This is a genomic window from Gloeobacter violaceus PCC 7421 (assembly GCF_000011385.1).
Lineage (GTDB): Bacteria > Cyanobacteriota > Cyanobacteriia > Gloeobacterales > Gloeobacteraceae > Gloeobacter > Gloeobacter violaceus.
Genome location: NC_005125.1, coordinates 325,648 through 352,327 on the forward strand (window position 1 = coordinate 325,648; position 26,680 = coordinate 352,327).

Annotated in this window: 23 protein-coding genes; 12 read left to right on the forward strand and 11 right to left on the reverse strand. The window is 62.4% G+C overall.

The window, feature by feature from the left end; all coding sequences use genetic code 11:
- The first annotated feature begins 2 nt into the window (after positions 1–2).
- From GLL_RS01680 to GLL_RS01690, 3 genes are all read left to right on the forward strand, one after another.
- Positions 3–788: a class I SAM-dependent methyltransferase gene (locus GLL_RS01680; protein ID WP_011140320.1), complete on the forward strand. Its 786-nt coding sequence runs from the start codon at positions 3–5 to the stop codon at positions 786–788.
- A 179-nt stretch (positions 789–967) separates the two neighbouring features.
- Positions 968–1,816: a DUF4351 domain-containing protein gene (locus GLL_RS01685; RefSeq protein ID WP_011140321.1), complete on the forward strand. Its 849-nt coding sequence runs from the start codon at positions 968–970 to the stop codon at positions 1,814–1,816.
- 197 nt (positions 1,817–2,013) lie between these two features.
- The gene (locus tag GLL_RS01690) at positions 2,014–2,928 is read left to right on the forward strand and encodes a DUF4351 domain-containing protein (RefSeq protein ID WP_011140322.1); all 915 of its coding nucleotides are present in this window, start codon (positions 2,014–2,016) and stop codon (positions 2,926–2,928) included.
- Between the two features lie 73 nt (positions 2,929–3,001).
- On the opposite strand, the gene GLL_RS01695 is transcribed toward GLL_RS01690, so the two are convergent.
- The 6 genes from GLL_RS01695 to GLL_RS01720 form a co-directional block, all read right to left on the reverse strand.
- Positions 3,002–5,299 (reverse strand): TonB-dependent siderophore receptor, encoded by a 2,298-nt coding sequence (locus tag GLL_RS01695; protein WP_164928493.1) that lies wholly within the window; start codon positions 5,297–5,299, stop codon positions 3,002–3,004.
- Positions 5,300–5,575: 276 nt separating this feature from the next.
- Complete coding sequence (locus GLL_RS01700; RefSeq protein WP_231848327.1) at positions 5,576–6,535, reverse strand: helix-turn-helix transcriptional regulator; 960 nt, start codon at positions 6,533–6,535, stop codon at positions 5,576–5,578.
- 124 nt (positions 6,536–6,659) lie between these two features.
- Positions 6,660–8,417: an ABC transporter ATP-binding protein gene (locus GLL_RS01705; RefSeq protein ID WP_011140325.1), complete on the reverse strand. Its 1,758-nt coding sequence runs from the start codon at positions 8,415–8,417 to the stop codon at positions 6,660–6,662.
- Positions 8,407–10,254, reverse strand: a complete 1,848-nt coding sequence (locus GLL_RS01710) for an ABC transporter ATP-binding protein (protein WP_011140326.1) — start codon at positions 10,252–10,254, stop codon at positions 8,407–8,409. Before GLL_RS01710 ends, GLL_RS01705 begins: the two co-directional genes overlap by 11 nt.
- On the reverse strand, positions 10,251–10,685 hold the full coding sequence (locus GLL_RS01715; protein WP_011140327.1) for a hypothetical protein: 435 nt from the start codon (positions 10,683–10,685) through the stop codon (positions 10,251–10,253). The genes GLL_RS01710 and GLL_RS01715 overlap by 4 nt, the downstream gene beginning before the upstream one ends.
- Before the next feature lie 184 nt (positions 10,686–10,869).
- Positions 10,870–11,874, reverse strand: coding sequence for a helix-turn-helix transcriptional regulator (locus GLL_RS01720; RefSeq protein ID WP_164928494.1), 1,005 nt, complete (start codon positions 11,872–11,874; stop codon positions 10,870–10,872).
- Positions 11,875–12,142: 268 nt separating this feature from the next.
- Between GLL_RS01720 and GLL_RS01725 the strand changes: the two genes are divergently transcribed.
- From GLL_RS01725 to GLL_RS01750, 6 genes are all read left to right on the forward strand, one after another.
- Complete coding sequence (locus GLL_RS01725; RefSeq protein WP_011140329.1) at positions 12,143–12,859, forward strand: Crp/Fnr family transcriptional regulator; 717 nt, start codon at positions 12,143–12,145, stop codon at positions 12,857–12,859.
- Entirely contained in the window at positions 12,856–13,848 is a 993-nt protein-coding gene (locus GLL_RS01730) for a helix-turn-helix transcriptional regulator (protein WP_011140330.1), read from the forward strand. The genes GLL_RS01725 and GLL_RS01730 overlap by 4 nt, the downstream gene beginning before the upstream one ends.
- 157 nt (positions 13,849–14,005) lie before the next feature.
- Positions 14,006–16,534 carry a TonB-dependent receptor domain-containing protein gene (locus GLL_RS01735; protein ID WP_011140331.1) on the forward strand — a complete coding sequence of 843 codons (2,529 nt, stop codon included), beginning with the start codon at positions 14,006–14,008 and terminating at the stop codon, positions 16,532–16,534.
- Between the two features lie 7 nt (positions 16,535–16,541).
- Positions 16,542–17,219, forward strand: coding sequence for an O-methyltransferase (locus GLL_RS01740; RefSeq protein ID WP_197530097.1), 678 nt, complete (start codon positions 16,542–16,544; stop codon positions 17,217–17,219).
- A 116-nt stretch (positions 17,220–17,335) separates the two neighbouring features.
- Positions 17,336–17,653 (forward strand): hypothetical protein, encoded by a 318-nt coding sequence (locus GLL_RS01745; RefSeq protein WP_011140333.1) that lies wholly within the window; start codon positions 17,336–17,338, stop codon positions 17,651–17,653.
- Positions 17,654–17,809: 156 nt separating this feature from the next.
- Positions 17,810–18,616 carry a DUF4351 domain-containing protein gene (locus tag GLL_RS01750; RefSeq protein ID WP_164928495.1) on the forward strand — a complete coding sequence of 269 codons (807 nt, stop codon included), beginning with the start codon at positions 17,810–17,812 and terminating at the stop codon, positions 18,614–18,616.
- 15 nt (positions 18,617–18,631) lie between these two features.
- Here the strand turns inward: GLL_RS01750 and GLL_RS01755 are convergent, their stop codons facing one another.
- Both GLL_RS01755 and GLL_RS23090 read right to left on the reverse strand, forming a co-directional pair.
- Positions 18,632–20,461, reverse strand: coding sequence for a TonB-dependent siderophore receptor (locus GLL_RS01755; protein WP_231848334.1), 1,830 nt, complete (start codon positions 20,459–20,461; stop codon positions 18,632–18,634).
- A 16-nt stretch (positions 20,462–20,477) separates the two neighbouring features.
- Complete coding sequence (locus GLL_RS23090) at positions 20,478–20,843, reverse strand: ferrichrome-iron receptor (RefSeq protein ID WP_011140336.1); 366 nt, start codon at positions 20,841–20,843, stop codon at positions 20,478–20,480.
- Between the two features lie 90 nt (positions 20,844–20,933).
- On the opposite strand from GLL_RS23090, the gene GLL_RS01760 reads away from it, so the two are divergent.
- Positions 20,934–22,151, forward strand: a complete 1,218-nt coding sequence (locus GLL_RS01760; RefSeq protein ID WP_011140337.1) for an IS256 family transposase — start codon at positions 20,934–20,936, stop codon at positions 22,149–22,151.
- Positions 22,152–22,641: 490 nt separating this feature from the next.
- Here GLL_RS01760 and GLL_RS01765 read toward each other — a convergent pair whose 3' ends face one another.
- Positions 22,642–23,613 carry a helix-turn-helix transcriptional regulator gene (locus GLL_RS01765; RefSeq protein WP_231848336.1) on the reverse strand — a complete coding sequence of 324 codons (972 nt, stop codon included), beginning with the start codon at positions 23,611–23,613 and terminating at the stop codon, positions 22,642–22,644.
- On the opposite strand from GLL_RS01765, the gene GLL_RS01770 reads away from it, so the two are divergent.
- Entirely contained in the window at positions 23,612–23,875 is a 264-nt protein-coding gene (locus tag GLL_RS01770) for a hypothetical protein (protein ID WP_164928496.1), read from the forward strand. The two genes, GLL_RS01765 and GLL_RS01770, sit on opposite strands and share 2 nt — an antisense overlap.
- 5 nt (positions 23,876–23,880) lie before the next feature.
- Here GLL_RS01770 and GLL_RS01775 read toward each other — a convergent pair whose 3' ends face one another.
- Positions 23,881–25,095, reverse strand: coding sequence for a TIGR03118 family protein (locus GLL_RS01775; protein ID WP_164928497.1), 1,215 nt, complete (start codon positions 25,093–25,095; stop codon positions 23,881–23,883).
- A gap of 401 nt (positions 25,096–25,496) precedes the next feature.
- On the opposite strand from GLL_RS01775, the gene GLL_RS23375 reads away from it, so the two are divergent.
- Positions 25,497–25,625, forward strand: a complete 129-nt coding sequence (locus GLL_RS23375; protein ID WP_269446169.1) for a hypothetical protein — start codon at positions 25,497–25,499, stop codon at positions 25,623–25,625.
- A gap of 213 nt (positions 25,626–25,838) precedes the next feature.
- Here the strand turns inward: GLL_RS23375 and dpsA are convergent, their stop codons facing one another.
- On the reverse strand, positions 25,839–26,402 hold the full coding sequence (dpsA, locus tag GLL_RS01780; protein ID WP_011140341.1) for a DNA starvation/stationary phase protection protein DpsA: 564 nt from the start codon (positions 26,400–26,402) through the stop codon (positions 25,839–25,841).
- Between the last annotated feature and the right edge of the window lie 278 nt (positions 26,403–26,680).

The window sequence follows — 26,680 nt, forward strand, 5'->3', positions numbered from 1 at the left end:
CGATGCGGGCTCTGCCGGGTGTGTCTGAGGGTTTGCTGTTCTCCTTGTGCGCCCGCTACCTGGAGACGCAGCGGCAGGACGGCATCGTCTTCGACCAGAAAGCCATCGAGATTGTCCACAGGTTGAACCTCGATTGCACCGCCCTGGCCAGGCGCAACAGTGTCTGGCCGACGCAGGTGGCCGTCGCCATCCGCACCGAGATCCTCGATCGCGCGGTGCAGCGGTTCTTGCAGGTCCATCCCGAGGCGGTGGTCGTCAACCTGGGAGCGGGCCTTTGCACGCGCTACTTCCGGGTGGACAACGGCCGGGTGCGCTGGTACGAACTGGACCTGCCGGCCCTGAAGCGACCGTGGAGCCACCTGTTCGGCGAAAGCGACCGCCATCGGCATCTGGGCTGCTCGGTCATGGATTTTGCCTGGATGGATATCCTGCAGCCGCTGCGCCGCTCGCCGTTTCTGTTTATCGCGGAGGGTCTGCTGATGTATCTGACGGAGTGCGAAGCCCGGCAACTGGTCGCTTGTCTGGGAGCCGCCTTTCCTTGTGCCGAACTGTTGGCGGAGGCCGTCAGCCCGGTTGTCGTCGAGCGTCACGACCGGACCGAGGCCGCTTCCTTTCGCTGGGGTATCGACCGCGGCAGCCACCTGGAAGGCTGGAGCGGGGGGGTCGAGTTCCTCCAGGAATGGTATTACCTGGACTACCACCCACACCGCTGGGGGTGGCTGCGGCTGCTGCGCCGGCTGCCCGCGGTGCGCCGGTCGATGAAAATCATTCACATTCGTTATCGTTAGCCCGCGGCCCTGGCCCATCTCCAGAAAAGTGGACAGGCAGCGGCAGAAGCAAAAACAATGGAAGGAGGCGGCAAGGCGCACGGAGCGAACGTCGCCGAAACCCCGATCGGCCGAATTGCTCTCGGCAAGCAACAGCCGCCATCGCTATGATGGTGCGCATAGGTTCACAGGTGCACGCCATGGTTGTTTCCACAGAACCGGTCGTCTACCCGGACTGCGATGGCCTGCCCATGTCCGACAACACCGAGCAGTTCCGCTGGATCGTCTACATCAAAGAAGGCCTGGAGTGGCTGTTCGCGGGCGAGCCCGATGTCTTCGTGGCCGGCGATTTGCTGTGGTACCCGATAGAAGGAGATAACAAGACCCGGCAGGCTCCCGACGCCCTGGTCGCTTTTGGCAGACCCAAGGGCAAGCGCGGCAGCTACCGGCAGTGGCTCGAAGCGGGCATCGCCCCGCAGGTGGTCTTCGAGGTGCTCTCGCCCGGCAACAGTGTCCGGGAGATGACGCGCAAGTTCGCCTTCTACCAGCGCTTTGGTGTCGAGGAGTATTACCTATACGATCCCGAGGCGGGTGCCCTCGACGGCTACGTGCGCCGGGGCGGAGTGCTGGAGGGCATCGAGTCGATGTCAGGGTGGGTGAGCCCCAGGTTGGGGGTGCGCTTCGATGTGGATGCCGGGGGCCAGTTGCAGATGTGGCGGCCGGACGGGACGCCGTTCGAGAGCTATGGAGAAATCGCCGCCCGCGCCGAGCAGGAGCGCCAACGGGCCGAACAGGAGCGCCAACGGGCCGAGCAGGCCGAGCAAAGAGCAGACGAGGAGCGCCAACGCGCCGAGCAGGCCGAACGGAGGAGGGCATTGTCCCTGGTCTTGCGTCTACTCACCCGGCGGGTCGGCACCCTGGAGCCCGGGGTGAGCGAGCGCGTCGGCGGGCTGCCGGATGAAGGGCTCAATGCCCTGGCCGAGGCGCTGCTGGACTTCGGCTGCGCCGCCGATCTGCAAAGCTGGCTCGACGGCCGGCCGACGGGCTAAGCGAGTCGTGCGCCCTCAAAAGCGCACTTCGAGGGTGCCCTGCAGCGTGAACGGCGCACCCGGGTAACCGAACGCATCACCCAGCCTGCGGATGCACCGCTCGACCTCTGCCGGACTTGGGCTCTGCCGCCGATTTGCAGCACCGGTTCGACAGCCGGGCAAGCATGGCAGGATGACAGCACAGCCGGAGCAACCGCGTGGCCGAGCAAGAACGCCGCCCATTCGACACCAGCCTGCAGGGTCTGGCCGCCCTCTACAGCCGCCACTTCCTCGCCTGGCTCAAAGGGCCCGAGGTGACGTGGGAGCAAGAACTCAACTCTGTCATCGTCGCTCAGCAGCGCCGCGCCGATTTTCTGATTCGCTACCGCGATGAGCAGGCGGAGGCACGCTTGCTGCACGTCGAATTCCAAACGCTTGTTCAGAAGGGCGAGCCCCGCGAAGAGCTGCCCGTGCGTATGGCGACTTACGCCCTGTTCGTGCTGAACCGCTACGGCCTGCTGCCCAATCAGGTGCTCGTCCTGCTCAAGGACAGCGCTGCCACCCGTCAGGTACCGGAGCGCTTCGAGCAAGGCCGGGTGCGGGTGGAGTACGACCTTGTGCGGTTGTGGGAGCAAGACCCCGAGCCGGTGCTGGCCAGTGGTCTGGTGGGGCTGATGCCGCTGGTGCCGCTGATGCGCGGGCAGGAATTGGGGGCACTGCTGGAAGCGTGCACCGGGGTCATTGAGGCGGAGATAGAATCGAGCCAACAGCGCACCGAGGTGCTGACGGTCACGGGTCTTTTGGCCTCATTAAGGGATACGCAAGTCGTCACGGAGTTTTTTAGAAGGAGGTCGCAGATGAGTTTGTTGACCGAGACGCCGCTGTTTCAGGAGTTGACCCGCGAGCTGGTGCAACAGGCTGTGCAACAGGCTGTGCATGAAACGGAGCAACGCACCAGACTTCAGTTTCTGCTGCACCAACTGGAGCACAAGTTTGGGCCGTTGCCGGAAGATATGCTGACAGCCCTGCAGGCGATAGCCGATACGGACGCGCTGGACACTCTGGGCCTGGCCTTGCTCGATGCCCCGGACATCGAGGCGTTTCGCCGGCAGCTGCCGCCGTCGGTCTCGTGAGCGAAGGGTGCCCAATCGCCGTCGATGAGAGCAGACGCTGGGGCTGTTGTGGTGCGACCGCCATGCCCTCGAATCAAAAGCGCACTTCGAGGGTGCCCTGCACCGTGAAGGGTGCCCCCGGAGTAATCCCCCCGCGGCTGACGGCCGACTCGATGTACTGGGCATTGAACAGGTTCTTGAAGTTGAGGGCCGCGTTCAGTCCGCCGCGGCGGTAGTAGAGCGCCACATCGAAGCGGGTGTAACCGGGCACCGAAAAGCTGTTGGCCAGATCCCCGAAGCGCTCGCCCACCGAGAACACCCCCGCCCCGATCCCCCAGCCCGCCAGCGCTCCCTCGCTCACCCGGTAGGCGCTCCAGAGGCTCCCCCCATGCAGCGGCGCGGTGGGCAGGCGGTTGCCTACCGGGTAGGTGTTGTCGCGGCTGATCTTCGCGTCGGTGTAGGCGTAAGTGGCGACCACGTTCCACCCCGGCAGGATCTCGCCGGTGAGGTCGAATTCGACCCCCTGGCTCTCCTGCTCGCCCACCTGAATCGAAAAGCGGGGGTTGGTGGGGTCGAAGGTGACGACGTTGGTCTTGGCAATCTTGAACAGCGCCAGGTTGGCGAACAGGCGGCCCGCCAGCAAATCGGCCTTGGCGCCCAGTTCGTAGCCGGTGCCGCGGGTGGGCAGAAACGGCGTACCCGCAGCGCTGCGGCCGGAAGTGGGAGTGAAAGACTGGTTGAAGTTGGCGAACAGCGACACGTCGGGGGCGGGTTTGTACAACAGGCCGACCCGCGGAGAGAACGCCTGCCCCTCCGAAGGGTTTATCGCACCCGTTATCGGATCCGTACTGGGCGCCGAGGCAGTGTCGTAACGACCGCCGAGCACCAGCTTGAGGTTGTCCGAAAAGGAAATCTGATCCTGCAGGTACACCCCGAAAAAGCTGATGGCGTTCCTGAAACCATAAGGAGAACGCGACGATTCCGCGGCGGGCTCGAGCACGTAGGGAGGGGGCTGATAGATATCGATGACATTCGCCAGGCCAAAGATTCCGTACCCCGACTGGAGAGACTTGCCCAGTTCGAGGCCAAATAGGACCGTGTGGTCGATCGAGCCCGTCTTTGCCTTCCAGATCAGGTCGTTCTGGAAACCGAACGATTCGAAGTAATACTCCCCCCGGTCGTCCGCCAGCTGCAACGAGCGGTTGTCTTCCAGCAGCCCTGCGCTATAGATCAATCTTGGGTAGTTTTCGATATAGCTGGCGTAGCGCCCCGCACTGCGCATGGTCAGATTCTCCGCGAACCGGTGTTCCAGCACCGCGATGGCCCGCGTCGAATTGGTAAGCAGCAATCCCTTGGGATCGGCAAAGAGCCGGTTGTACGGTACCGGCGCCACCCCGGTGCCCACCGCCGGAAGGCCCAGCTCGAAAGGACGGTTGTCGCGGCTGTGGATTACCTCGAAGCTCAGCGTCGTGTCGGGAGTGACTCTCCACTCCAGCACCGGCGAGAAGAACGTCCGCCGACCCTGGGTGCCACGAAAAGTATTGGCGTCTTCGTAGGCGACATTCAGCCGGTAGGCCAGGGTGCCGCCCGCGGTGAGCGGGCCGGACAGATCCAGCGTCGTGCGGTAGAAGTCGTAGCTGCCGGCGGTGAAGCCGATCGCGGTGTAGGGGGTGAGCAGGGGTCTTTTGGTGACGTAGTTGATGACGCCCGCGGGTTCCGCTTGCCCGAACAGCACCGAGGACGGCCCTTTGAGCACCTCGATGCGCTCGATGTTCGTGGTATCGACGGCATTGAACGAATCGAACTTGCTCGTTGCAAAGGCATTGGTGAACTGGCTTGCGGTAAAGCCGCGGATATTGAACGATTCGCTGTAATTGCTGTAGTTGTTGTTCAGGTAGACGCCGCTGACGTTGCGCAACACCTCTCGCATGCGCACGGAGCCCTGGTCCTCGATGATCTGGCGGGGGATGACCTGGACGGACTGGGGCGTGTCGAGAATCGGGGTGTCGGTCTTGGTGGCGGTCGAGGCGTTCGAGCGGCGGTAAGTACCAGTGCCGGTCACCGTCACCTCGTCGAGTTCCTCGCCGTCCGGTGGGGCAGGAGCCTGGGCTTGGCTCGGCTCGGCGGGCTGTTGGGCCAGATGGGCGGCACTGGTCGAGACGGAGGGCAGTTCGCCGAGGCGCGACACCTCCGTGGCCAACGGCTGGGCAGCAGCGGGGCCGGCGCACAGCAGCGACAAGCCGCCCGCCACCAACAGACTGGCGTTGCGGTTAGGCAGGCAAGCCTTCACCCTCCGTACGGAAGTGGCCAACCGTGCCCGCCGAATGGCGATCACCGGCTCTGCCGCCCGCGCGAGCGCAGCCGCCGCAACCGACCACCCGCCCGCCGCCATTCGCGCATTTCGCAACCCCACACCCATCCCAGCGCACCTTTGTTGAGAGTGGTTCCTAGCAAAGTACTAGGGTGCCGACGCCTTTGTGAAGCGCAAGCCGATGGCTGGACGGAATTTTTTGATGGCTGGACAGAACTTTTGAATAGCCAGGCAAATGCTTAAAAGCCGATTTGTCTCTCCCAATCCCGCTGGTCTGCGCGGCACCGAGCGTTCTGCTGCCGGGCGAATCACAGACCCGTTCGTCCCGGGGGACCGACCGCAATCTTTACATCTGCCTTATCGGTAATCTTTCGGAGCGACCCCGAACTTCTTGCGAAACGCCGCCGCGAAATGGCCGCGATCCGCAAAGCCCACCGCCTGCATCACCCCAGACACGTTCGCCTCGCCCGACAGCAGCAACTGCCGCGCCTGCTCCAGCCGGTAGTCGCGCAGATAGCCGAACACCGTTGTGCCGAACACCTGCCGGAAACCGCGCTTGAGCGCACATTCGTTCAGTCCCACCCGCCGCGCCAGCTCGGCCAAAGCCAGCGGCCGATCCAGATTCTGCAGCACGATTTCGCGGGCGCGACAGATGCGCTCGACGCAATCGGATTGCAACGCATGCTGCAGGCATCGCCCCTGCCGCACCTCCTGCTCGTGCTCCAAGACCAGCGCCGCCGCCTCCAGCGCCTTGGCTTCCAGATACAGCCGCTTGGCGAGGCCCGAATACGGACAGCGGACGATTTGCCGAAGGATCTGCTGCAGGGCGGGCGAGACCGTTCCCACGCGGGTGTAGTATTTTTGGTCCGCTGGGCGGACCAGGTGCGCGAACTCCGTCGGCAGTTCTCCATTGTGGCCAACGAAGGCAACCAGCACCTCCGGCTGCATCCAGATGTGCACCTCCAGGATAGGAAAGTGATCCGGGCCGGCCATGGTTTGCTTGGGAGCCAGACCGCTGCCGTAGAGGGCGTATTCGAGGTTGCCCACCTCGGTGCTGCCGTCCCGGTGCTCCCCCGACAGGTGGAAATGGAAACACAGGCATTCCTCCCGTTCCGGCAAAGCAAGCTCCCAGCGATCGCGCAGCCGGAAATTTTCGATGCACAATGCCAATCCCTCGCGCAAGGCAATTTCTCGAAAACAACCTTCGGCCAACCACGACGGCAAGCGCCAGAGCAGATCCAGTTCGTCTTGCGGATCCGGGTATTGTGTGTGCGCGTTAAGCTCTTGGCCCAAATCAGCCAAGACTTGCTCAGACATGGAGATAGTCACGGCGACACCCCTTGAGATGAGCCAAACAGCTTATCAAAAGACTATCGCATTAAAGCCCTTGCCCGCGGCTGAAAGCAGTGGGTTTGGAAGGCCGATGCGTGCCGCCGGCGGGTTATCCGACAGACCGTACACCGGTTGCTCCGCCAATTCGCCAGCCTCCGGCCTGTTGCTGCGCCTGCCACTGGCGGCGGTAGCGACCGTTTTCGACGGCCAGCAGCTCGGCGTGGGTGCCGCGCTCGACGATGCGGCCGTGTTCGAAATAGAGGATCTGATCGGCGTGCTGGATGGTCCAGAGGCGGTGGGCAATCACGATCACCGTGCGCCCCCTGGTCAGTGCGGCGATCGCCTGCTGGATGAGCCGCTCGTTGTCCAGATCGACGCTTGCGGTCGCTTCATCCAGGATAAGAATCGGGGCGTCCTTGAGCAGGGCGCGGGCGATACTGAGGCGCTGGCGCTGCCCGCCGGAGAGGTCGTAGCCGCCCTCGCCCAGGATCGTCTCGTAGCCCTGCGGCAGTTGCACAATAAAATCGTGGGCGCGGGCAGCCTTGGCGGCGGCGAGCACCTGTTCGGCGTCGGCGTCGGGACAGCCCAGGCGGATATTGTTGAGCACCGAGTCGCGAAACAAGTACACATCCTGAAAGACGATGCCGATGTGCGCCTGGAGCGCAGCCATGGCCATTGCGCGCACATCAACGCCGCCGATGCGGATTGCACCCGAATCGACATCCCATAATCTGGTAAGCAAGTGGGCGACGGTGGACTTGCCCGAGCCGGAGGGACCGACCAGGGCGGTGAGCGTGCCTGGGCGCATCACCGCCCACACCCGTTTTAGGACGGTCTGCTCCTCGTAGGCGAAAGAGACGTTGTCAAAGACGACGTCGCAACCGGTGGGCAGACTCGCTGCGGCCGGTTCGGGCTGGGCGGATTCGCCGAAGTACCCGCGGATGCGCGCGATGGTGGCGGAGGCGAAACGCAATTCGGCCAGATAGATGCCCAGTTCGGCAAGGGATTTGTAAAAGCGCAGCGAGAGCACCAGAAACAACAGATACACCGCCGGGGAGAGCGCCCCACCGGTCATCAACCAGGCGCCGACCACCGCCGCGATCGTGAAGCCCAACTCGACGGTGAACCCGTACATCAGCAGGGCGGGGGCGGGGGCCAGTTCCGTATACAGGCTCTGCTTTTCCAGGCGCGCAAGACTCGCCGCCAGCGCCGCGTGCTTGGCGCCCGTGCGGCCAAAAGCGCGCAGCACGGCGATCCCCTGGATATATTCGACCAGCCGCCCGACCGTGTCGGCCTTGGCGTCCATCAGCTTTTCGCCGGCGCGCACCAGCAGCCACTGGCTCCAAATGACCGCCAGCAGCGCAAAAGGGATCGTGGCCACCGCCAGCAGCGCCAGGCGCCAATCGGCCAAAAAGAGCACCCCGGCGATGCACACCGGCAGGGCCAGATTGGCGATCACCAGACCCCAGGTGTGGGTGACAACCTCGGTGTAGATGGCGAAGTCGCCGGTCAGCACATCCGCGAGCGCCCCGGTGCGCCGACGGGTAAAAAAGCCCATCGGCAGGCGGCCCAGGTGGTCGGCCAGCCGCAGGCGCATGTCGCACACGAGCGCGTAGGTGGCGGCAAAGTTGTCGAGCATGGCGTGGGCGCGCACCACCCACAACAGCAGCAGGCAGACGCCCAAGATCGCCGCCGCTCCCCAGGCGAGCGCGTCGGTGGCCCGGCCGGCAAAGACGGCCTCCAGGGCAAAATACAGCACCAGGTACGGCACCACGCCCAACAGCGCCTGCAGGATGCTGAGGGTCAGGCCGCGCCACAGCCGCGCGTCGGTGCGCCCGGCCAGATCGAACCCGAAATCAACCAGCATGCGCTTCTTCCCCCGTTGCGGTGGTCATCGTCCATCCCACGGCCTGCTGCTGGGCGGCCCAGAGTCTGCGGTAGGTTCCACTGCGCCCCAAAAGCTCCCCGTGGGTGCCCTGGTCTTCGACGGTCCCGCCATTGAAGACCACGATGTGGTCGGCATCGGCAACCGACGCGAGGCGATGGGCGATCACGATCACCGTCTTGCCCTGGATAAGCTCCGCCAGGGCCTGCTGGATCGCCAGTTCGTTCTCCGGATCGGCAAAGGCGGTGGCCTCGTCGAGCAACAGAATCGGCGCATTCTTGAGAATCGCCCGGGCGATGGCGAGGCGCTGCTTCTCGCCGCCCGAAAGCCGCGCCCCGCGATCCCCAAGCTGGGTGTCGTACCCGTCCGGCAGCGCCTGGATAAAGGTGTGGGCGTTGGCCGCCTGCGCCGCCGCTTCCACCTCGGCGTCGCTCGCCCCGGCGCACCCCAGGCGGATATTCTCGCGCACGCTGTCGTGCAAAAGAAACACCTCCTGGAAGACAAAGCCGATGTGGCCCATCAACGCCTCCAGGCCCAAGGCCCGCACATCCACACCGCCCACTTCCACGCGGCCCGCATCCACATCCCAGAAGCGGGCAATCAGCCTGGCCACCGTGCTTTTCCCGGCCCCCGAAGGACCGACCAGAGCCGTCACCCGGCCCGGCTGGGCAGTGAAGCTCACTTGCTGTAGCGCGCTTTTGGCGCCGTCGTAGCTAAAGTGCACATCCACGAAGCGCACGCCGTAATCCGCCGGTTGGACCGGCCCATCCGCCTCCGGCAGCGGCGGGGCATCCAGGATGGCCTGGATCCGCCCGGCGCCCATGATCGTGCGGGAGGTGCTGCCGAAGACGAACATCAACTTGATGAGCGGTGCCGTCAATCCCGCGCCCAGCACCAAAAACAGACACAGCTGGGGCAAGCCCAGCCCGCCGTGCAGGTGCAGAGCGATCCCCACCGGCAGCACCACCAGCAGGTTGCTCCCCAGGGCAATAAAAAAGAGCGCATACGGGTACATCGAGCGCCGGGTCATCGCGGTGGCCACGTCGCGCACGCCGTAGACGGCCGAGCGCAATCGCTCCAGCGAGCCGGCCGTGCGGTTGAAGGCTTTGAGCACGGCGATGCCGCGCAGGTATTCGAGCACCCCGGCGTTGGCGGCCGCCTCGGTGCGGTGCCACAGCCGGTACTGCGCGTCCATGTCCCGAAACGCCCACATCTGGGCGGCGATCCCCACCGGCAGCAGCGCCAGCGACGCGAGCGCCATGCGCCAATCCACCCAAAACAGGGCAACCCCCGCCGCCAGGGGGACCAAAATCCCCGAGACGATATCCGGAATGTTGTGGGCGAGCACCCCTTCTAGCGAACCGACGTCCTCGACCAGCGCTTTTTTGAGATCGCCGCTCTCGCGCCGGTCGAAAAAGCCCAGCGGCAGCCGGGCCATCTTCTCGGTCAGTTCGGTGCGCACCTGCCTGAGCAGCCGAAAGGCCGCCGCATGGGCGACGGTGTTGGAGACGGCGATACACACAAACTGCAGCACCACCGCCCCAAAAGCAAGCCAGGCGAGCCGGACCATCGCTTCGGGCCGAGGCGCCTCTGAGAAGACCTCCACAGCGATCCGATAGACCGCCAGATAAGGCACCAGTTCGAAGGCGACCGCGAGTACCGCAAAGGCGGCCGCCGCGGCGAGGGCCGGCCATTGGCGGCGCGCCAGCCGAAAGATCAGTCCCAGGCCGTTGCCCACCATCGTCCCCTCAGCGGCTGAGGGAAGACTTTCGGCAGCAGGTTTCAGCGACTGGGAGCCTTGGGAAGCAATTTGGGTCATCGGTGCTCTCCCGGAGCCGCTTCGATGGGCGGCGCGGCGATCTGGCGCTCCTCCAGCCACTGCACAGCCTCGGCCACCGTGCCGAAGGCGCGGCCGGTGCAGCCGACCATGTTCTCGATCGCCTTGGCGGCCAGCGGCTGCCATTTATCCAGCATCGCCTCCGAATCGAGCACGACGGCCACGCCGAAGCACAGCCCGGCAATGCGCGGCCGGTTGCGGCGAAAAAAATCGACTTCGAGCTTGTGGCCCTCTTTGGGGGGTTTGCCCTCGCCCGCCTCGACGCCTACCTGCCGCTGAATGACCCCGAAGCTTTCGCCCTCGGACAACCAACGCTCCCAACTGGCCAGGTGGGCCTCGGTGTCCTGGGCGGTCGGTGTGCCGTCGAACAGCAAATAATAGATTGGGTGTTTCTGCTCGTCTACCGTCAACATGCGCTTTTCCTGTATTGCGATGGATCCTGAGGCCTCTCACCCGAAAGGATCGGGCGGAATCCAAGGGCTAGTTGCCATTGGCTGTCAACTACTGAGGGTGAGGTTATCCGATCGCGCTTCGCCGCTTCTACCGTCAAACGGATTATGATTACCGCCGGACGGATCGCTTTGCTTTCGGAAGCCTTCAACTGCGGCGCGACTGCCAGGTGCTCGGCAGCACCCCGAAGCGGCGCTTGAAAGCGAGGCTGAAGGCGCTGAGGTTGGTGTAGCCCACGGCGCGGGCGGCGGTCGAGACGTTGATCTGCCGGGCCGCCAGCATCACTCGGGCCTGCTCCAGGCGGTGGGCGTGCAGATAGCCGAACGCCGTCGTGCCGAAGACCTGCCGGAAACCGAGCTTCAGCTTGTAGTCGTTGAGGCCGACCTGGTGGGCGAGGGCGATCAACGTAGGCGGATGTTCGAGATTGGCAATCAAGATGTCGCGCGCCTGGTGGATACGGTCGATGTCGTCGCCGTGCAACCGATGGCGCGCGGCCGGCGACGGCCCGTCCGTCAGGGTCTGCTCCAGTTGCAATGCGACCAATTCCAGTGCCTTGCCTTCGAGAAACAGCTGCCGGGTCGCCCCCTCAAACGGACAGTGCAAAACCTGATCGAGGGCAGTGGCCATTGCAGGGGTGATCGCTCCCAGACGAAAAAACGGCGGCGCCTCCCGCCCCGCCATCCAGGGCCTCAGCGCCGGGGCCACCGGCAGTGATTGCCCTTCGAAGACCGACTCGATCAAACTCGGCTCGAAGGACATCCCCACGAAGCGCAGCCGCTCGGCCGCCGGCAATTCGGAAATTTCCCGGTGAGCGGGCAACAAAAACAGACCGCTCTGCCCCGGGCGTCCTTCGAGCTTCTCGGCGGCACCGGGCAGGGTACCGCGAAAATGACCCGAGACGATAAAACCCACCGACAGCGAGGGAAACTCCAAGATCTCCAAGTCCACAGTGACCGACTGGTGCAATTGGTAGTCGCAGATAAATAGCTCGATGCCGCCGCGCAACCGAAGCCAGCGGTAGTATCCTTCGCCTGCCTGCTGCGGCCAGTGGAGCGTCAACTCGGCACCATTGCACCGGCCGGTGCAACCGGTCAACTCCTGAAAAGCAGTGACAAATTGCGCAAAGTTGCCCGCCGAAATCGTAATCTTCACCGCCCATCCCCAAGGAGCCACAGCCGCTGAGACCAGTGCAGCCGGTGTGCTATTGAATTGACTTTCATTAAGATTCATGCCCCCTGTTCTGTCAAGGGGACAAATCTGAGCGCCTGTTGCTGCAGCGGCAAGCTTTTTGACCGGCCGTCACCACCTTTGGCGCGGGAGCCAAGCGAGCGGAATTCGGCAAATTATTGACATAGATTTTCAACAGATCTACGCTGCTAGTCACTTGGGTTCAGTCTATAAAATCGTAGGTTCCAGGCTTATGAGCAAACACGCAATCCCGCTTCAAGATGTCGAATCCCCCGGTGCGGTGTTCGATACCGGAGATTTACACGAAGTGGGCTGGGCCGCCGGGCAGGCCGCCGGCGACTGTTACAAAGCCGGTCAGAGCATCCCGCTTGCCTGGGATTCGCTCTGGCTGGTGCAGCAGGGGCTTGTCTGGGTGCGGACGGTGCAATGGTCCGGCAACGAGACCCTCGTGGCGCTGGTCGGACCGCGCATGCCGATCGGCGCGATGCTTGTGCCTGAAAAAGCTGCCTGCGCGGTCCACGCCCTGACGGATGTGCAACTGACGCGCGTGGCCTGGCGGGAGGTGCACCAACAGCCCCAACTGGCCTGGCAACTGAACCAGGGTTTGGTGCGGCTGTTGTTGCAGTTGGAGGCGCTCAACGCCATCAAGGGCCTGCGGCGGGTGATCGACCGCCTCCAGGAGATGCTGGTGCTGCTGGTGCGCCAGTGCGGGCAGGAGAGCGTCGAGGGGGTGCGTCTGCAGGGGCGGCTGACCCACGAGCAGCTCGCAGTCGCCATCGGTTGCCAGCGGGTCGCCGTCACCAAATGTTTCACAGAACTCAAGCGAGCCGGGCTGGTCACCGTCGGGGCGGACCGCCGCCTGTGCGTCAGCCGCGAACTGGTCCACAGGACGGCCCTGTTCGCGGTTGCCGCCGACACCCACGCCCAGCGCGCCATGGGTCCGGCGTGAAACTGCACTTCAGCGTCCGCGACATTGACGAGCTGTTCGAGCAACTCCAGCGGCAAACCGGGGCGGCTGTGCGCCTTGAGGATGGCGAAACGGTTCTGCAACTGCCGCCCCCCATCGGCGAAGGCACGATCCGCCGGATAGCTCTGCGCCCCGGACTGTTGTTGACCCTCGACAACTACGCGTATCCGGAAGCGGTAAGCTGCGAACTATCGGCACACGGGACGCCGTCGCTGGCTTTGAGCTTTTGCACAGCGGGCCATGCCCAGGGCCGCCTCGCAGGGGTGCGCACTCCTTTTGATGGTTGCCCCGGTCAGGTCAACCTGGGGTTTGTTCGGGGTTTGCCGGGCGTGCTGACCTATCAACCCCGGCAACCGTTGGCTTTTGTTGAGCTTTTTATCGAGCCGGAGGCAATTTTTCAGTTGAGCGGCGCGCAATTCGAGCAACTGCCGGCGCCGTTGAGGCGGCTTATCGAACTTCCCGATCGCGAGGGCTACTTCGCCCAATCCCGACAGACGACGATCGCCATGCAAAGCGCAATCCACCAGATTTTGCACTGCCCCTACCGGGGATTGACCCGGCGGCTGTACCTCGAAAGCAAAGCGATCGAACTGGTAGCACTTGCCTTCGAACCGCCTGCGCCCTGCGGGCCGTCGCCAAAGTTGCGCCCGGAGCACATCGAACGGATTCGCCTGGCCAAAGAGATCTTGCTGCTCCGGCTCGACGAGCCGCCGTCGCTGATGGACCTCGCCCGGCAGGTCGGCTTGAACGATTGCACGCTGAAGCGCGGATTTCGCCAGGTGTTCGCGACGACGGTCTTCGGCTGCTTGCACCAGCAACGGATGGAGAGGGCGCGGGAGTTGCTCGTCTTAGGGCGGCTGAACGTGACGGAGGTCGCCCTGTCGGTCGGCTACGCCAGCCTCAGCGCGTTCAACGCCGCCTTCAAACGCCGCTTCGGGGTCAACCCGGGAGCGTACCGCAAGTTGCCGTGAACCGGTGCGGCGAAAAACCGCCCTACCCCCGTTCCGTCTAGAGCAAAAAATAATCCGTTTCGAACAAGCGCCGCCCGCCCGCAGGCCCCTATCGTCCTCTACAGGCTCACTGCGAAGGATTTCTACTTGAGCAGTCGGCGACCACGGAGGGCCTCACGTGCAGCGTCTGTGCTTGGTGAACCGGTACGCCGTCGGGTGGGCGGGGGCCGCGTTGCTTTGGCTGGCCCGAGCGGCGGGTGCGGAGCCGACGCCGGTTGCGCGCCTGGACGAGCTTGCCCATCCGCTGACCCGCGCCGACGCTTTGCTGGCACAGAGCGCGATCGACTTTCCGCCGGCAGCGGCGGACGCGGCGGTACAAATTACCGGGGTGCAGCTCACTCCCACCGACGGGGGCATCGAGATTTTGCTGGAAACCAACGGCAAGCGACCGCTTCGGGGCCAAAAAGCCGGGGAGGGCAACCGCCTGAGCGTCGATGTCCCCAACGCCCAGTTACGGCTGCCGGACGGTCGAATCGAGCGCCGGGCCGATCCCGCGCCGGGGGTCACGGCCGTCACCGTCGCCCCGTTCGGCGCTGTCGGTGTTCGGATCATCGTCGAGACGGAGGGGCCGCTGCCGCTTTCCGAACTGCGGCAGACGGAACGGGGGCTCCTGCTGAGCCTGCTTGGCGGTCTGGAGGAAGAAGTCGTCGTCACCGCCCAAAAAACCCCCCAAAAACCTCAGGATGTGCCCATCAGCCTTACGGTCCTCCCCAGGCAGCTGATCGAGGATGCCGACATCACCTCTTTAAGGGGTATCGCCCAGAACACCCCCAACTTCACCATCTTCGATCCCGGCGGCACGCGCAGTTTCTTCTTCTACAGCATCCGCGGGCTTTCCAATTTCAACTTCGCCTCCCAGGACGGCGCGGCGTTCTACATCGACGATGTTCCCTACGACTACGGGAGCTTCATCACGCAGGAATTGACCGACCTGGAGCGGGTGGAGGTGCTGCGCGGTCCCCAAAACACGCTCTACGGCCGCAGTTCCCAGGCAGGTGTCGTCAACATCGTCACCCGCAAACCCGCCAATCGCTACGCATTCACGGGTCTTGCAGGATACGGCAGCAACAACAACCTCGACTTGCGCGCGAGCGTGAACGTCCCTGCGGTGGCAGACCAGCTCTTTTTGCGCCTTTCCGGCAACTACGGACGGCGCGACGGCTTTTTCACCAACACGTTTTTGGGCACCAACCTCGGCGGCGTGGCGGGCGGGACCGGCCGGGGGCAACTGCTGTGGACGCCCAGTCCCAATTGGGAGGTGAGTTTCCATGCCAATGTCGATGACTACCGCGACCGCGGCTACGCGGGTCTCATCCGCATCAATCCCGACCCGTTTCGCCTTGAGCAAAATTTCGACGGCTTCAACCAGCTCAACGCCAACACCCAGGCGCTACGGGTCTTCTATCGCGACGAAAATTTGCGCGTAAGCTCGATCACCGCCCGCCGCTTCTCCCGCCAGGAGTCCGCCACCGACGCGGACTTCTCCATCCTCGACGGGGCGACTTTTACCAACGTTTTTTCTTCCACCGTCTGGAGCCAGGAAATTCGGTTGCAGTCCCCCGAAAGTGCAAAGGATTTCCAGTGGTTGTTCGGCGCCTACTACGAATCGCGGGAGTTCCAGACCGCCAAGGACGGCTTCAATTTCAATTCGCAGGCGCCGCTGGTATTCGGTGAGGCGGGAATTGCGGGCGCTTCATTGCTGCGTTCTGCCGATACCGGGGCCCAGACCTACGCCGTCTTCGGCCAGGCGAGCTACAAGCCCGGCGCCGCGTGGACGCTGACGGCGGGCTTGCGCTACGAGACCAATCGGAGCCTTCTGCGCGCTGCCGAGCAGGTCTTCGCGATCCCCGGCTTCCCCGCCACGGCCCTCACCGCCTTCAGCAACGTCGAAAAAAACGGCGATGCCCTCCTGCCGAGGTTCACGGCGGAATACCGCTTCGCGGCCAATGCGATGATCTACGGCAGCATCGCCCGGGGATATAAACCCCCGGGCGTCAACATCCGCCCCGAAACTGCGGACAACACGGCTTTTGAGGCGGAATTTTCCTGGAACTACGAAATCGGCCTCAAATCCGCCTGGTTCGACGACCGACTGGGGGTGAACCTCGCCTTGTTCCACAACCCGGTGAGCAACTATCAGGTGAATCCGCTCGATGCTTTCGGCATCCCCCGCGGCGTGACGAACGCGGATGTGGCGATTACCGGCGGGGAATTGGAAGTGCGGGCGAAATTGAGCCAGGGGCTCGATCTTGTCGCCGGGTTCGGGCTAGCCGATGCCTGGTTTGCCGATTACACCGACCGCGCGACGGGGCAGAGCTTCAACGGCAAACGGCTGCCTTTCGCGCCGGCATTGACCTACAACGTGGCTGTGCAATACCGCGGGTGGGGCGGTGTGTTTGCCCGGGCGGAACTGGTGGGCCGGGGCAGCACGTACTTCGACGAGGGCAACCGCTTCCGCCAAGATCCCTACGCGCTGGTGAATGCCCGCTTGGGCTACGAGTTCGGCGATTATGGGATCTATCTGTATGGCAACAACCTGTTTGACACGCGCTATGTGACCTTGGCGGCGGACGGCCCCTCCGGCTCGATTCTCGGTACGGTCGGCAGCCCCGCGACCTTCGGCGCCCAATTCAAATTCAAGTTATGAGGTGCCCGTGGGCGTTCTGGGTAATCCGAAAGCCGAAGCGGTGCTCGACCGGCTCCACGCCGAGGCCGACCGTCAACTCGCCGCTCTATGGCTGCACTACTTGCCCAAATTGCCCGGGTTGCTCCTGGGAGGCGGCATCGCCTGGGACAGGGCCAACACGGATTTTTACAGGGATAAATACATTCCCATCGACCGGGATCAAGGGGAGTGGCTGTACCTGCTGGCCCGCTCCACCCACGCCCGGACGATCGTCGAATTCGGCACATCGTTCGGGATATCGACCATTTACCTGGCCGCCGCCGTCCAGGACAACGGCGGCGGCCGGGTGATCGGCACCGAGATCGTGCCTGAGAAAGTGGTCCAGGCGCGCAAACATATCGCGCAGGCGGGTCTGGGCTCCAGTGTGGAAATCCGCGAGGGAGACGCCCTCGTCACGCTGCAAAATCTGAATCCAGCCATCGACATGGTGTTGATGGACGGTTGGGTGCATCTGGCCCTCGACGTCCTGAAGCTGCTCGATCCTTTGATTCGCAAAGGCGGCATCGTCGTCGCCGACAACGTCGGCACCTTCAAAGCGGCCCTGAGGCCCTACGTGGAGTTCCTGCGCGACCCCGTCAACGGTTATCGCTCGACGACACTCAACCTCAAAGGCGGTACCGAGTTCTCCGTCAAAATCCGGCCCTGACGGGCGCCGCCGGACGCGCACGATCCATCGGCCGCCTCCGGCGACGCCGGTGCTGGACGATCTTCCGAGGTCTGCAGTAGCTTGCATGCATCCGGAACTTTGCGGGAGAGTACCGAATGGAAGATCGCATCGAGCGCCGTCTCGACCAGCACGGCGAGCTGATTGCCGAGCTGCGGGCCGCCACTTTGGCCAACAGCCAGCGCATCGGTGAGTTGCAGGAGGCCACCGCGGCCAACAGCCGGAACCTCGATCGGCTTGCCGGGATCACCGAGCGCTTCGTCGGTGTGGTCACCGACGCCATTGTCAGGTTCGATCAGGCTGTGGAGGAACTGCGCGCCTCCAATCGCCGCCAGGAAGCGCTGAACGACTTTCTTATCCGGCGGCTCGGCGGCGAAGGGAACGGCGGCAACCCGCCTGCTGCACCGGCAAACTGAGCGCGAGAATGACCGGCGAGGGGGCGACACGTGCGCACCGACCACATCTTTTACAGACTCTTCTTCGCAAGTCGCAGCAAAGCGGGGCCGTGGCGGAAAATCCGGTCCGCCGCAGCCGCCGCTAAGATGGTGAGCACAGGTTCACAGGTGTACGCCATGATCCTCTCCACAGAACCGCTCGTCTACCCCGATTGCGATGGCCTGCCCATGTCCGACAACACCGAGCAGTTCCGCTGGATCGTCTACATCAAAGAAGGCCTGGAGTGGCTGTTCGCGGACGCTCCCGACGTGTTCGTAGCTGGGGATTTGCTGTGGTACCCGCTAGAAGGGGACAACAAGACCCGGCAGGCTCCCGACGCGCTGGTCGCCTTCGGCCGTCCCAAGGGCAGGCGCGGCAGCTACCGGCAGTGGCTCGAAGCGGGCATCGCCCCGCAGGTGGTCTTCGAGGTGCTCTCCCCCGGCAACAGCGTCCGGGAGATGACGCGCAAGTTCGCCTTCTACCAGCGCTTTGGTGTCGAGGAGTATTACCTATACGATCCCGAGGCGGGTGCCCTCGACGGCTACGTGCGCCGGGGCGGAGTGCTGGAGGGCATCGAGTCGATGTCAGGGTGGGTGAGCCCCAGGTTGGGGGTGCGCTTCGATGTGGATGCCGGGGGCCAGTTGCAGATGTGGCGGCCGGACGGCACGCCGTTCGAGAGCTATGGAGAAATCGCCGCCCGCGCCGAGCAGGAGCGCCAACGCGCCGAGCAGGCCGAGCAACGCGCCGAGCAGGCCGAATGGAGGAAAGCATTATCTCTGGTGCTACGGCTGCTCGCCCGGCAGGTCGGTCCCCTGGAGCCGGGGGTGAACGAACGCATCGGCGGGCTCTCGGACGAGGGGCTCGATGCCCTGGCCGAGGCATTGCTGGACTTCGGCTCCGCCGCCGAGCTGCACAACTGGCTCGACGGCCGGGTGCCGGGTTGAGCGAGTCGCGCGCCGTCAAAAGCGCACTTCGAGGGTGCCCTGCACCGTGAAGGGTGCCCCCGGGTAGATGGCGGTGCGGAAGTTGGCCGCCTCGATGTATTGCGCATTCAGCAGGTTCTTGAAGTTGATCGCCGCGTTGAGCGAACCACGACGGTAATAGAGCGCTGCATCGACGCGCGTGTAGCCGGGTACCGAGTAGCTGTTGTCCAGATCGCCAAGGCGCTCACCGACCATGAACACCCCCGCTCCTGCCCCCCAGCCTTCCAGTGCTCCCTCCCCAATTCGATAGGCAGTCCAGAAGCTGCCGCCGTGCAGCGGGGTGGTGGGCAGGCGGTTGCCCACAGGGAAAGTGTTGTCGCGGCTGATCCGGGCGTCGGTGTAAGCGTAAGAAGCAACCACGTTCCAACCCGGCAGAAGCTCGCCCGAGACGTCCAACTCGACGCCTTGGCTTTCTTGCTCGCCCACCTGAATCGAAAAGCGAGGGTTGGCGGGGTCGGCAGTGACGACGTTGGTTTTGGCAATCTTGAACAGGGCAAGGTTGGCGAACAGGCGGTTGGCGAGCAGGTCGGCCTTGGCGCCGAGTTCGAAGCCGGTGCCGCGGGTGGGCAAAAAAGGCGTCCCCGTGGTGCTCAAGCCGCTGCTAGGTGCGAAGGACTGGTTGAAGTTGGCAAAGAGCGAGACGTTGGATGCGGGTTTGTACAGCAGACCGACGCGCGGCGAGAAAGCCTGTCCTTCCGAGGGACTGACATCGCCCGTCTGGAGATCCGTAAACGGCGCGGAGACGGTGTCGTAACGACCGCCGAGCACCAGCTTAAGGTTGTCTGAAAAAGAAATCTGGTCTTGGAGGTAAACCCCGAAACTGCTGGTGGTGATGATGCCCACGAAAACCGAAGAACCCGGGGGGGACTCGAATACGTAGGGCGGGGGCTGGTAGATGTCGATGACATTCGCGAAGCCGAAGAAGGCGTCAAAGCTTTGGGCAAATTTGCCCAGTTCGAGGCCGAAAAGGACCGTGTGGTCAATAGAGCCTGTCCTTGGTTTCCAAATCAGGTCGTTCTGAAATGTGACGCTTTCGGTATAACCATACCCCCGCTGGTTTGCCAGTAGCAAAGAGCGGTTGTCCGGCAGCAGTTCCCCAGCAGAAAAGAGCGATGGGTAGGATTCGAGATAGCTCGTGTACCGGCCCCCGCTGCGCATCGTCAGATTCTCCGCAAACCGGTGCTCCAGCAGCGCAGTCACCCGCGTCACGTTCCCGGAAATCAAGCCCTTGGGATCTGCGAAGAGTCGGTTGTAAGGCACCGGTGCCACGCCGTTTCCCACCGCGAAAAGGCCCTGATCGAAGGGGCGGTTGTCGCGGGTGTGCTCCACCTCAAAGGTCAGCTTCGTCTCCGGACCCACCTTCCACTCCAGCACCGGCGCGAAAAACACCCGCCGGCCCTGGGTGCCACGAAAACTGTTGGCGTCCTCGTAGGCGACATTCAGCCGGTAAGCTAGGTTTCCATCCGAGGTGAGCGGACCGGACAGGTCCACCGTGGTGCGGTAGAAGTCGTAGCTGCCCGCCGTGAAGCCGACCGCGGCGTAGGGGGTGGGCAGTGGCCTTTTTGTGACGTAGTTGATGATGCCGGAGGGTTCGGCCCGGCCAAAGAGCACCGAGGACGGCCCCTTGAGCACGTCGATGCGCTCGATGTTGGCGCTGTCCACGAAGACGAACGAATCGACGATGCTCGACAAAAAGGCGTTGGTGTAATTGTTGGAGCGAAAGCCGCGGATATTGAACTGTTCGCCGAAATTGCCGCCGGTGTCCGACAGGTAAACGCCGCTGACGTTGCGTAGGGCGTCGCGCACGCGCACGGTTCCCTGGTCATCGATACAGTTGTCTGGGAATCACCTGAATCGATTGAGGCGTGTCGAGAATCGGGGTGTCGGTCTTTGTCGCAGTCGAGGAGTTGGAACGGCGGTAAGTGCCGGTGCCGAACACCGTCACCTCGTCGAGGTCTTCGGTGTCCGGTTGGGGGGCAGCCTGGGCCTGGGTTTGGGGTGGAGTGGCGGGTTGTTGGGCCAGATGGGCGGCACTGGTCGAGACGGAGGGCAACTCGCCCAGGCGGTGCACCGTGGCCTCCGGGGACATGGCTGCCACTTGCTGGGCAGGGATGGGACGGGCGCCCAGCAGCAAAAAACTGCTCGCCACCAAAAGGCAGGTCTTGCGGTTGAGCATACAGATCTTCACCGTCTTGGCGCAGTGCGGGGGTCTGTAAAGTAAATTGTGTAAGTGGTCTCAGCAAAGAAAGTACAATACTCTCTCAGGCAGGAGGAGCTGATGACCATTCGCAAAGAGATCCTCGACGAGCTGCTCAAAGACTACGACGGCACCGACCCGCAGACCATTCTTGGCGAGGGCGGTCTGCTCAAACAACTGACCAAGGCGGTCATTGAACGGGCTCTCGAAGCCGAGCTGGAAACCCACCTCGGCTACAAAAAACACGAAGCCGCCGGCAAGGGCACCGGTAACTCTAGAAACGGCAAAAGTCAGAAGACCCTCCAGGCCGAATGTGGTGCCGTCGAACTGGCTGTACCGCGCGACCGCAATGCCGAGTTCGAGCCTGTGGTTGTACGCAAGGGCCAGACTCGGCTCGCCGGGCTCGACGAGAAGATTCTGGCGCTGTACGCAAGAGGAATGACGACCCGAGATATCCAGGCCCAATTACTAGAAATGTACGGAGTCGATGTCTCCTCAACGCTGATCTCGAACGTCACCGATGCAGTGATGGACGAGGTGCGGCAGTGGCAGAACCGGCCTCTCGAAGCGGTCTACCCAATAGCGTACTTCGACTGTCTACACGTAAAGGTTCGAGATAATGGTCGAGTGGTCAACAAAGCCGTCTACCTGGCTCTGGGCGTTGATATAGAAGGTCAGAAGGAACTGCTGGGTATCTGGCTGTCAGCTCACGAAGGGGCGAAGTTCTGGTTAGGGATACTGACTGAGTTGAGCAACCGAGGATTGAAGGACATCCTGATTGCCTGTGTGGATGGTTTGACGGGATTGCCGGAGGCCATCGAGTCAGTTTATCCCGGCTGTCTGGTGCAATTGTGCATGGTGCATATGGTCAGGAACTCGTGCAAATATGTGTCGTGGAAAGACCGCAAAGCGTTGTGTGCGGACCTGCGGTCTATCTACAGTGCAGCGACGGAAGATGAAGCGGAGTTGCATCTGGAACTTCTGAGGGAGAAGTGGGATAAGCCGTATCCGAGTGTCGGTCGGATGTGGCGAGAGAACTGGTCAAGGGTGATACCCATCTTTCGCTTTGGCGAGGACATTCGGAAGGTAATCTACACAACGAATGCAATCGAGTCATTGAACATGACGATTCGGAAGGTAAGTCGCAATCACCGGATCATGCCGAATGACGAGTCGGTAATGAAGATGGTGTATCTGGCGATCCAGAACCAGATGAAGAAGTGGACGATGCCGATTCGAGCCTGGCGTCCTGCGCTGAACCGGTTGATGATTGAATTCGAGGGACGGCTAAAGGTATGACAAATTCACTTACACAAAATAATTGACAGATCCCAGTGCGGCAAATCTCGCGCTTGCTTCATTAGACCTCTTGCATGAACCGGATTGCGGAACGAGTGTCCAAGGGTTTGAGCTGTTTATCTTGGCATTCGTGCAAGAGGTCTATTGCAATTGCTGACCCCTGCGCGCACCGAACCGCAGCCGCTGCAACCCATGGCACACCCGCCGCTAATCCCGAATATTGCAAGCGTCTGTCCATTCCGTTGCACCTTTATTGAGAGTCGTTCTTAGCAAAGTACCGGAATGCCGACGCCTTTGTGAAGCACAAAGCGATGGTTGAACGGATTTTTTTGAGGGCTGGGCGGATTTTTTTGAGGGCAAAGCAAGTGCTTTGAAAGCCGTTTGTCACCGGCAATCCCGCCACTCTTCCCAGCACCGATCGGGTTGCCGACGGATGCAACGACAACCCACCCGTCCCGGGTGGCCGCTTGCAATCTTTACAAACGGACGATTACATCGGTTCTTTCGTGTAGTCTTTGGGATTGACCCCAAACCGCTTGCGAAACGCCTCAGCAAAATACCCACGATCAGCGAAGCCTACCGCCCGCATCACCTCGGCCACGCTCGTCTTGCCCGACAGCAGCAACTGGCGCGCCTGCTCCAGCCGATAGTCGCGCAAATAACCGAACACCGTCTTACCGAATACCCGCCGGAACCCGCCCTTGAGCAAAAAATCGTTCAACTCCACCTGCCGTGCCAGTTCGACCAATGAAAGCGGCCGATCCAAATTCTGGAGTACAATTTCGCGGGCGCGACAGATGCGATCGACATAATCAGGCTCCAGATTGTGCAGCGCTCGCCGTCCCCGCTGCACCTCGCACTCCTGCTCCAAGACCAGCGCAGCCACCTCCAGCGCCTTGCCTTCCAGGTACATGCGCTTGGCGAGGCCCAAGTACGGACAGCGGACGATTTGCCAAAGCACCCGCTGCATGGCAGGCGAGATCGTTCCCACGCGGGTGTAGTACTGCTGGTCCGGCTTGCAAATCAAGTGCTTGAACTCCGGCGGCAGTTCACCATTCCTACCGACGAATGACATTAACACTTCCGACTGCATCGAGATATATACTTCTAAAATGTGGTATCGATCCGGGCAAATGGTTGTTCCCTTGGGGGCCAGACCGCTGCCGTAAAGGGCGTATTCCAGATTGCCCACCTCGGTGCAGGCGTCCTGGTGCTCCCCCGATAGGTGGAAATGACAAGACAGCCAGCTCTCCTGTTCCGCATAAGCGAATTCCCAGCGATCGCACAGTCGACAATCGAGGAGGGTTAATTCCAACCCCTCGCGCAGTTCAATATTCCGGTAAAAACCGTTGGCCAACCACGGCGGATAGTGGAGCGACAGATCCAGTTCGTCTTGCGGGTCTGGGCATTGTGACTGTGCAAGAAGCTCTTCGTCCAAATCGGCGGAGGCTTGCTCGGACATGGAAATAGTCACGGCGACATGTCCTTGGATTAGAGAAACAGCTTATCAAAAGATGATTTCATTAGTGATTTTACTGTACTGGGCATTCAGCAGGTTCTTGAAAAGGAACGTTTCCTTTGCCAGGATCGTTGCAGCGCGACGCCCTGCGGCAGGCTGCCTGCAAAAAGATTTGCATGGTGAGGAACGCGAAGCCCTGCGACTGGTCACAAGAAAAGTGGACAGGATCATTTTCCTGTCCACGGCGGGGTTGAACGATTGCTGAGGCGGTCAGGCGCCGCCTGCGGTGCAAGACACCGCGTTGAGGCTGCCAAATAGACCGTCCTGCTCGTCGTTAGGTCCGGCGGCAAAGTAAAGGTAGTTCGCTCGACCCAGTGATTCGCCGTTGCCGAAGGTCAATCCCCACAGACCGTCAACTTTGATCGACTGACGGTCCGGCCCGCTCAAGTAACCCACCTGTTGGCCGCTTTGGCGGTCGAAGGCGACGATCGTACCGTCGCCGAAGTTGCCCACCAGCAACGCGCCGCTGAGGCTGCCGAAGTCCTCCGGGGCGATGGCCAGCCCCCAGGGGGCGTTGAGGCGCTCGCTGTGCTCCAGCGTGCGCAGATACTGACCGCGGGGGGTAAAGACCGCCACGTACCCCAGGCCGGGGCCTTGCTCCTCGGTGTTCGGATCTTCGGTAGTCTTGGCGTAGGTCACATACACCCGCTCGCCCAAAAACTGGACGTTGAACGGCGCGTACTCGGCTGGGACCGCCTCCGGGTGGGCGAAGGGCTCGATCCAACCCTGGGTGGTGGTCCGAATCAGCGGAACGGGCCGGAAGGCGCCGTCGTAGACTTCGATGCGCCCCTGGGCAAAGTTGGCGGCGTACAGGCGGTTGCCCCTCGGGTAGGGAGTCACCGCCAATCCCTTGTAGATGGCCCCTTGCTGTGATTTGTCCACCACCAGCACCGAGCGGGTCATCCGCTCGACCGAGCCGTCCGGGTTGGTTCGCTCCGCCCAACCGGAGAGGGTGCCGTCCTCGGTCACCCACAGGAAGCGGCTGGGTGCGGTGATCCCCTCGCCGGAGACGACAAAGTCCGTATCCGAGCCGCTGAAGACCTGGCCGGTGGGCGTGGCGGTCGTGCCCTCGGCGGCGAGCGGCGGCGGCGCTACGGTCACGAATTTCAGATCGTCCTGGTAGAGCGGTGTGCTGTCCGTGTCGCCGACATAGGTCGTGGCAGTGCCGGTTTCGGTGTTGGCCACCCAGAAATGGCCCCCGAGCCCGGCCGGCCGCAGCGACAGACCCCAGGCGTTGCGCACCAGCGGATCGACAATCTGCGGCGCGAAGGCCGAGCTGTTGGACACCAGATTGCGCTGGGCATAGCAACTGGCGTCGGTCGGCCCGGCCAGAGCCGGACCGGACATCAAGCCCACCCCCAACACCACCCACGGCCAGATGCACGTGCGACCGGACTGGCTCAGACGGTCCATTAGACTCCCCATGGTTCTCCTCCAGACTGAATCGATATAGAAATGACCGGCGCAGAACCGCCCTGCAGGCATCCACCCGTTCTGCCGATCGCCCGCAGGCGGCGGACCTAAGCTCGCGATCGCAGAGTAAATTACTTGCATATCTTTGTCAATAACGATGGTAGGCCCGATCGTTCGCAAGCGGCCCGGGTACTTGCTCTGGGAGCCCTGGGCCATCTGCCGTACCGGGATTGCCAGTGTGCAAGTACGCACGAACGGCCGCCGCCGTCGGCGCATCCAATGCCATGGCGGCAGGTCGGGACATCGCCAATGGTAGAGAGGGCGGAGCGTCACCTGGGTAGTGGAAGCGGAGCGCGGACAACCCGGGCCGGCCGATGCCGGATGCGAGCGCTGCCGGCTGGCGAGGGAGATTCATGGCACTGGCCAAACCCAGTGCCGCCAATCCGAGCAAGCTCAAACTGCTCAATGCGGCAAGAGTCTTGCTCAAGGCACTATTGTCGACGCTCTCCACGGCCAAAGACCTCCGCTTGTCCACATCTTAAGAAAAGCGATGGGCAAAGGGATTTGGCCCATCGCCTACTCATGGCCTTTTATAGACGCGGGAAAAGCTTAGCTTTGTTGAAATTAATTGTCAATTATTACGCTTGCATGCTGGATCTTGAATGGCAGTCACCAGGCATCTCAGATGCGAAGAAGCGGGCAATGCCCAGGAGAAGGCAAGCGATCGAAGTTGAGAACATGCGACGAGGGATGATTTACCCGGCGTGCGCGGTCGACAGCTTCAGGTCCAGCACCAGGCTGTCGTCGGCCAGGTAGTGTGCCAGGTGAAAGGCCCGCTCCTCCGTCTCCAGCAGCACTTTTTTGAGATGATACTCGCTCGCGTAGTCCCCGAGGCTGGCAACCGCTGCGATCTGACGACGCAACTGCTCGATGATCGCCTGCTCAGCTTGCAGGTCGTGAACAATCATCGTGCGACAGTCAAACACATCGTCGCCTTCCGGCTGGAAACAGGACAGCTCCTGCAGGCGAACCGGCGTGCTCACCGGCACCCCGCCCAATCCGTCGACGCGCTCGCCCAACTCCTCGGCGTGGCCACGCACCTGATCGGCGTATTCGTCGAAAATCCGGTGCAACTGGCCGAACTCCGTGCCTTCGACTACCCAGTGGTGTTTCTGATACTGGTGATAAAGGGTGTAGAAACTGGCGAGCAAGTGGTTGAGGCCCTCAGTGACAGGCTCGGTAACGCTGCGATCGAGGCCGACCGGGTTGTCCTGGACCTGGCCGAAGGCGTGGCGCAACTGATTGCGAAGAGTAACCATGAATTTATCTCGGGAAAACTGACGTATTCATTTTAACAAAGGGTTCTCTAGATTTGCCGCCCCTCAATTCAGTAAATGCACTCTCTTAAAATATTATGGCAATAGTCTGCCTTAGCAAGGCGCACTCACTGGAATGATTGGCAAAGTGCCGGCGGTTCCATCGGTTGCCCTGGAGCATCGATCGATTTTTCAACGGTTAATCGGTATGACAATGATTGTCAGTGCCAGGCACGGGGCCGCATTCACTGGGCCTGCTCTATGGGCTCCAGGTCTTCGTT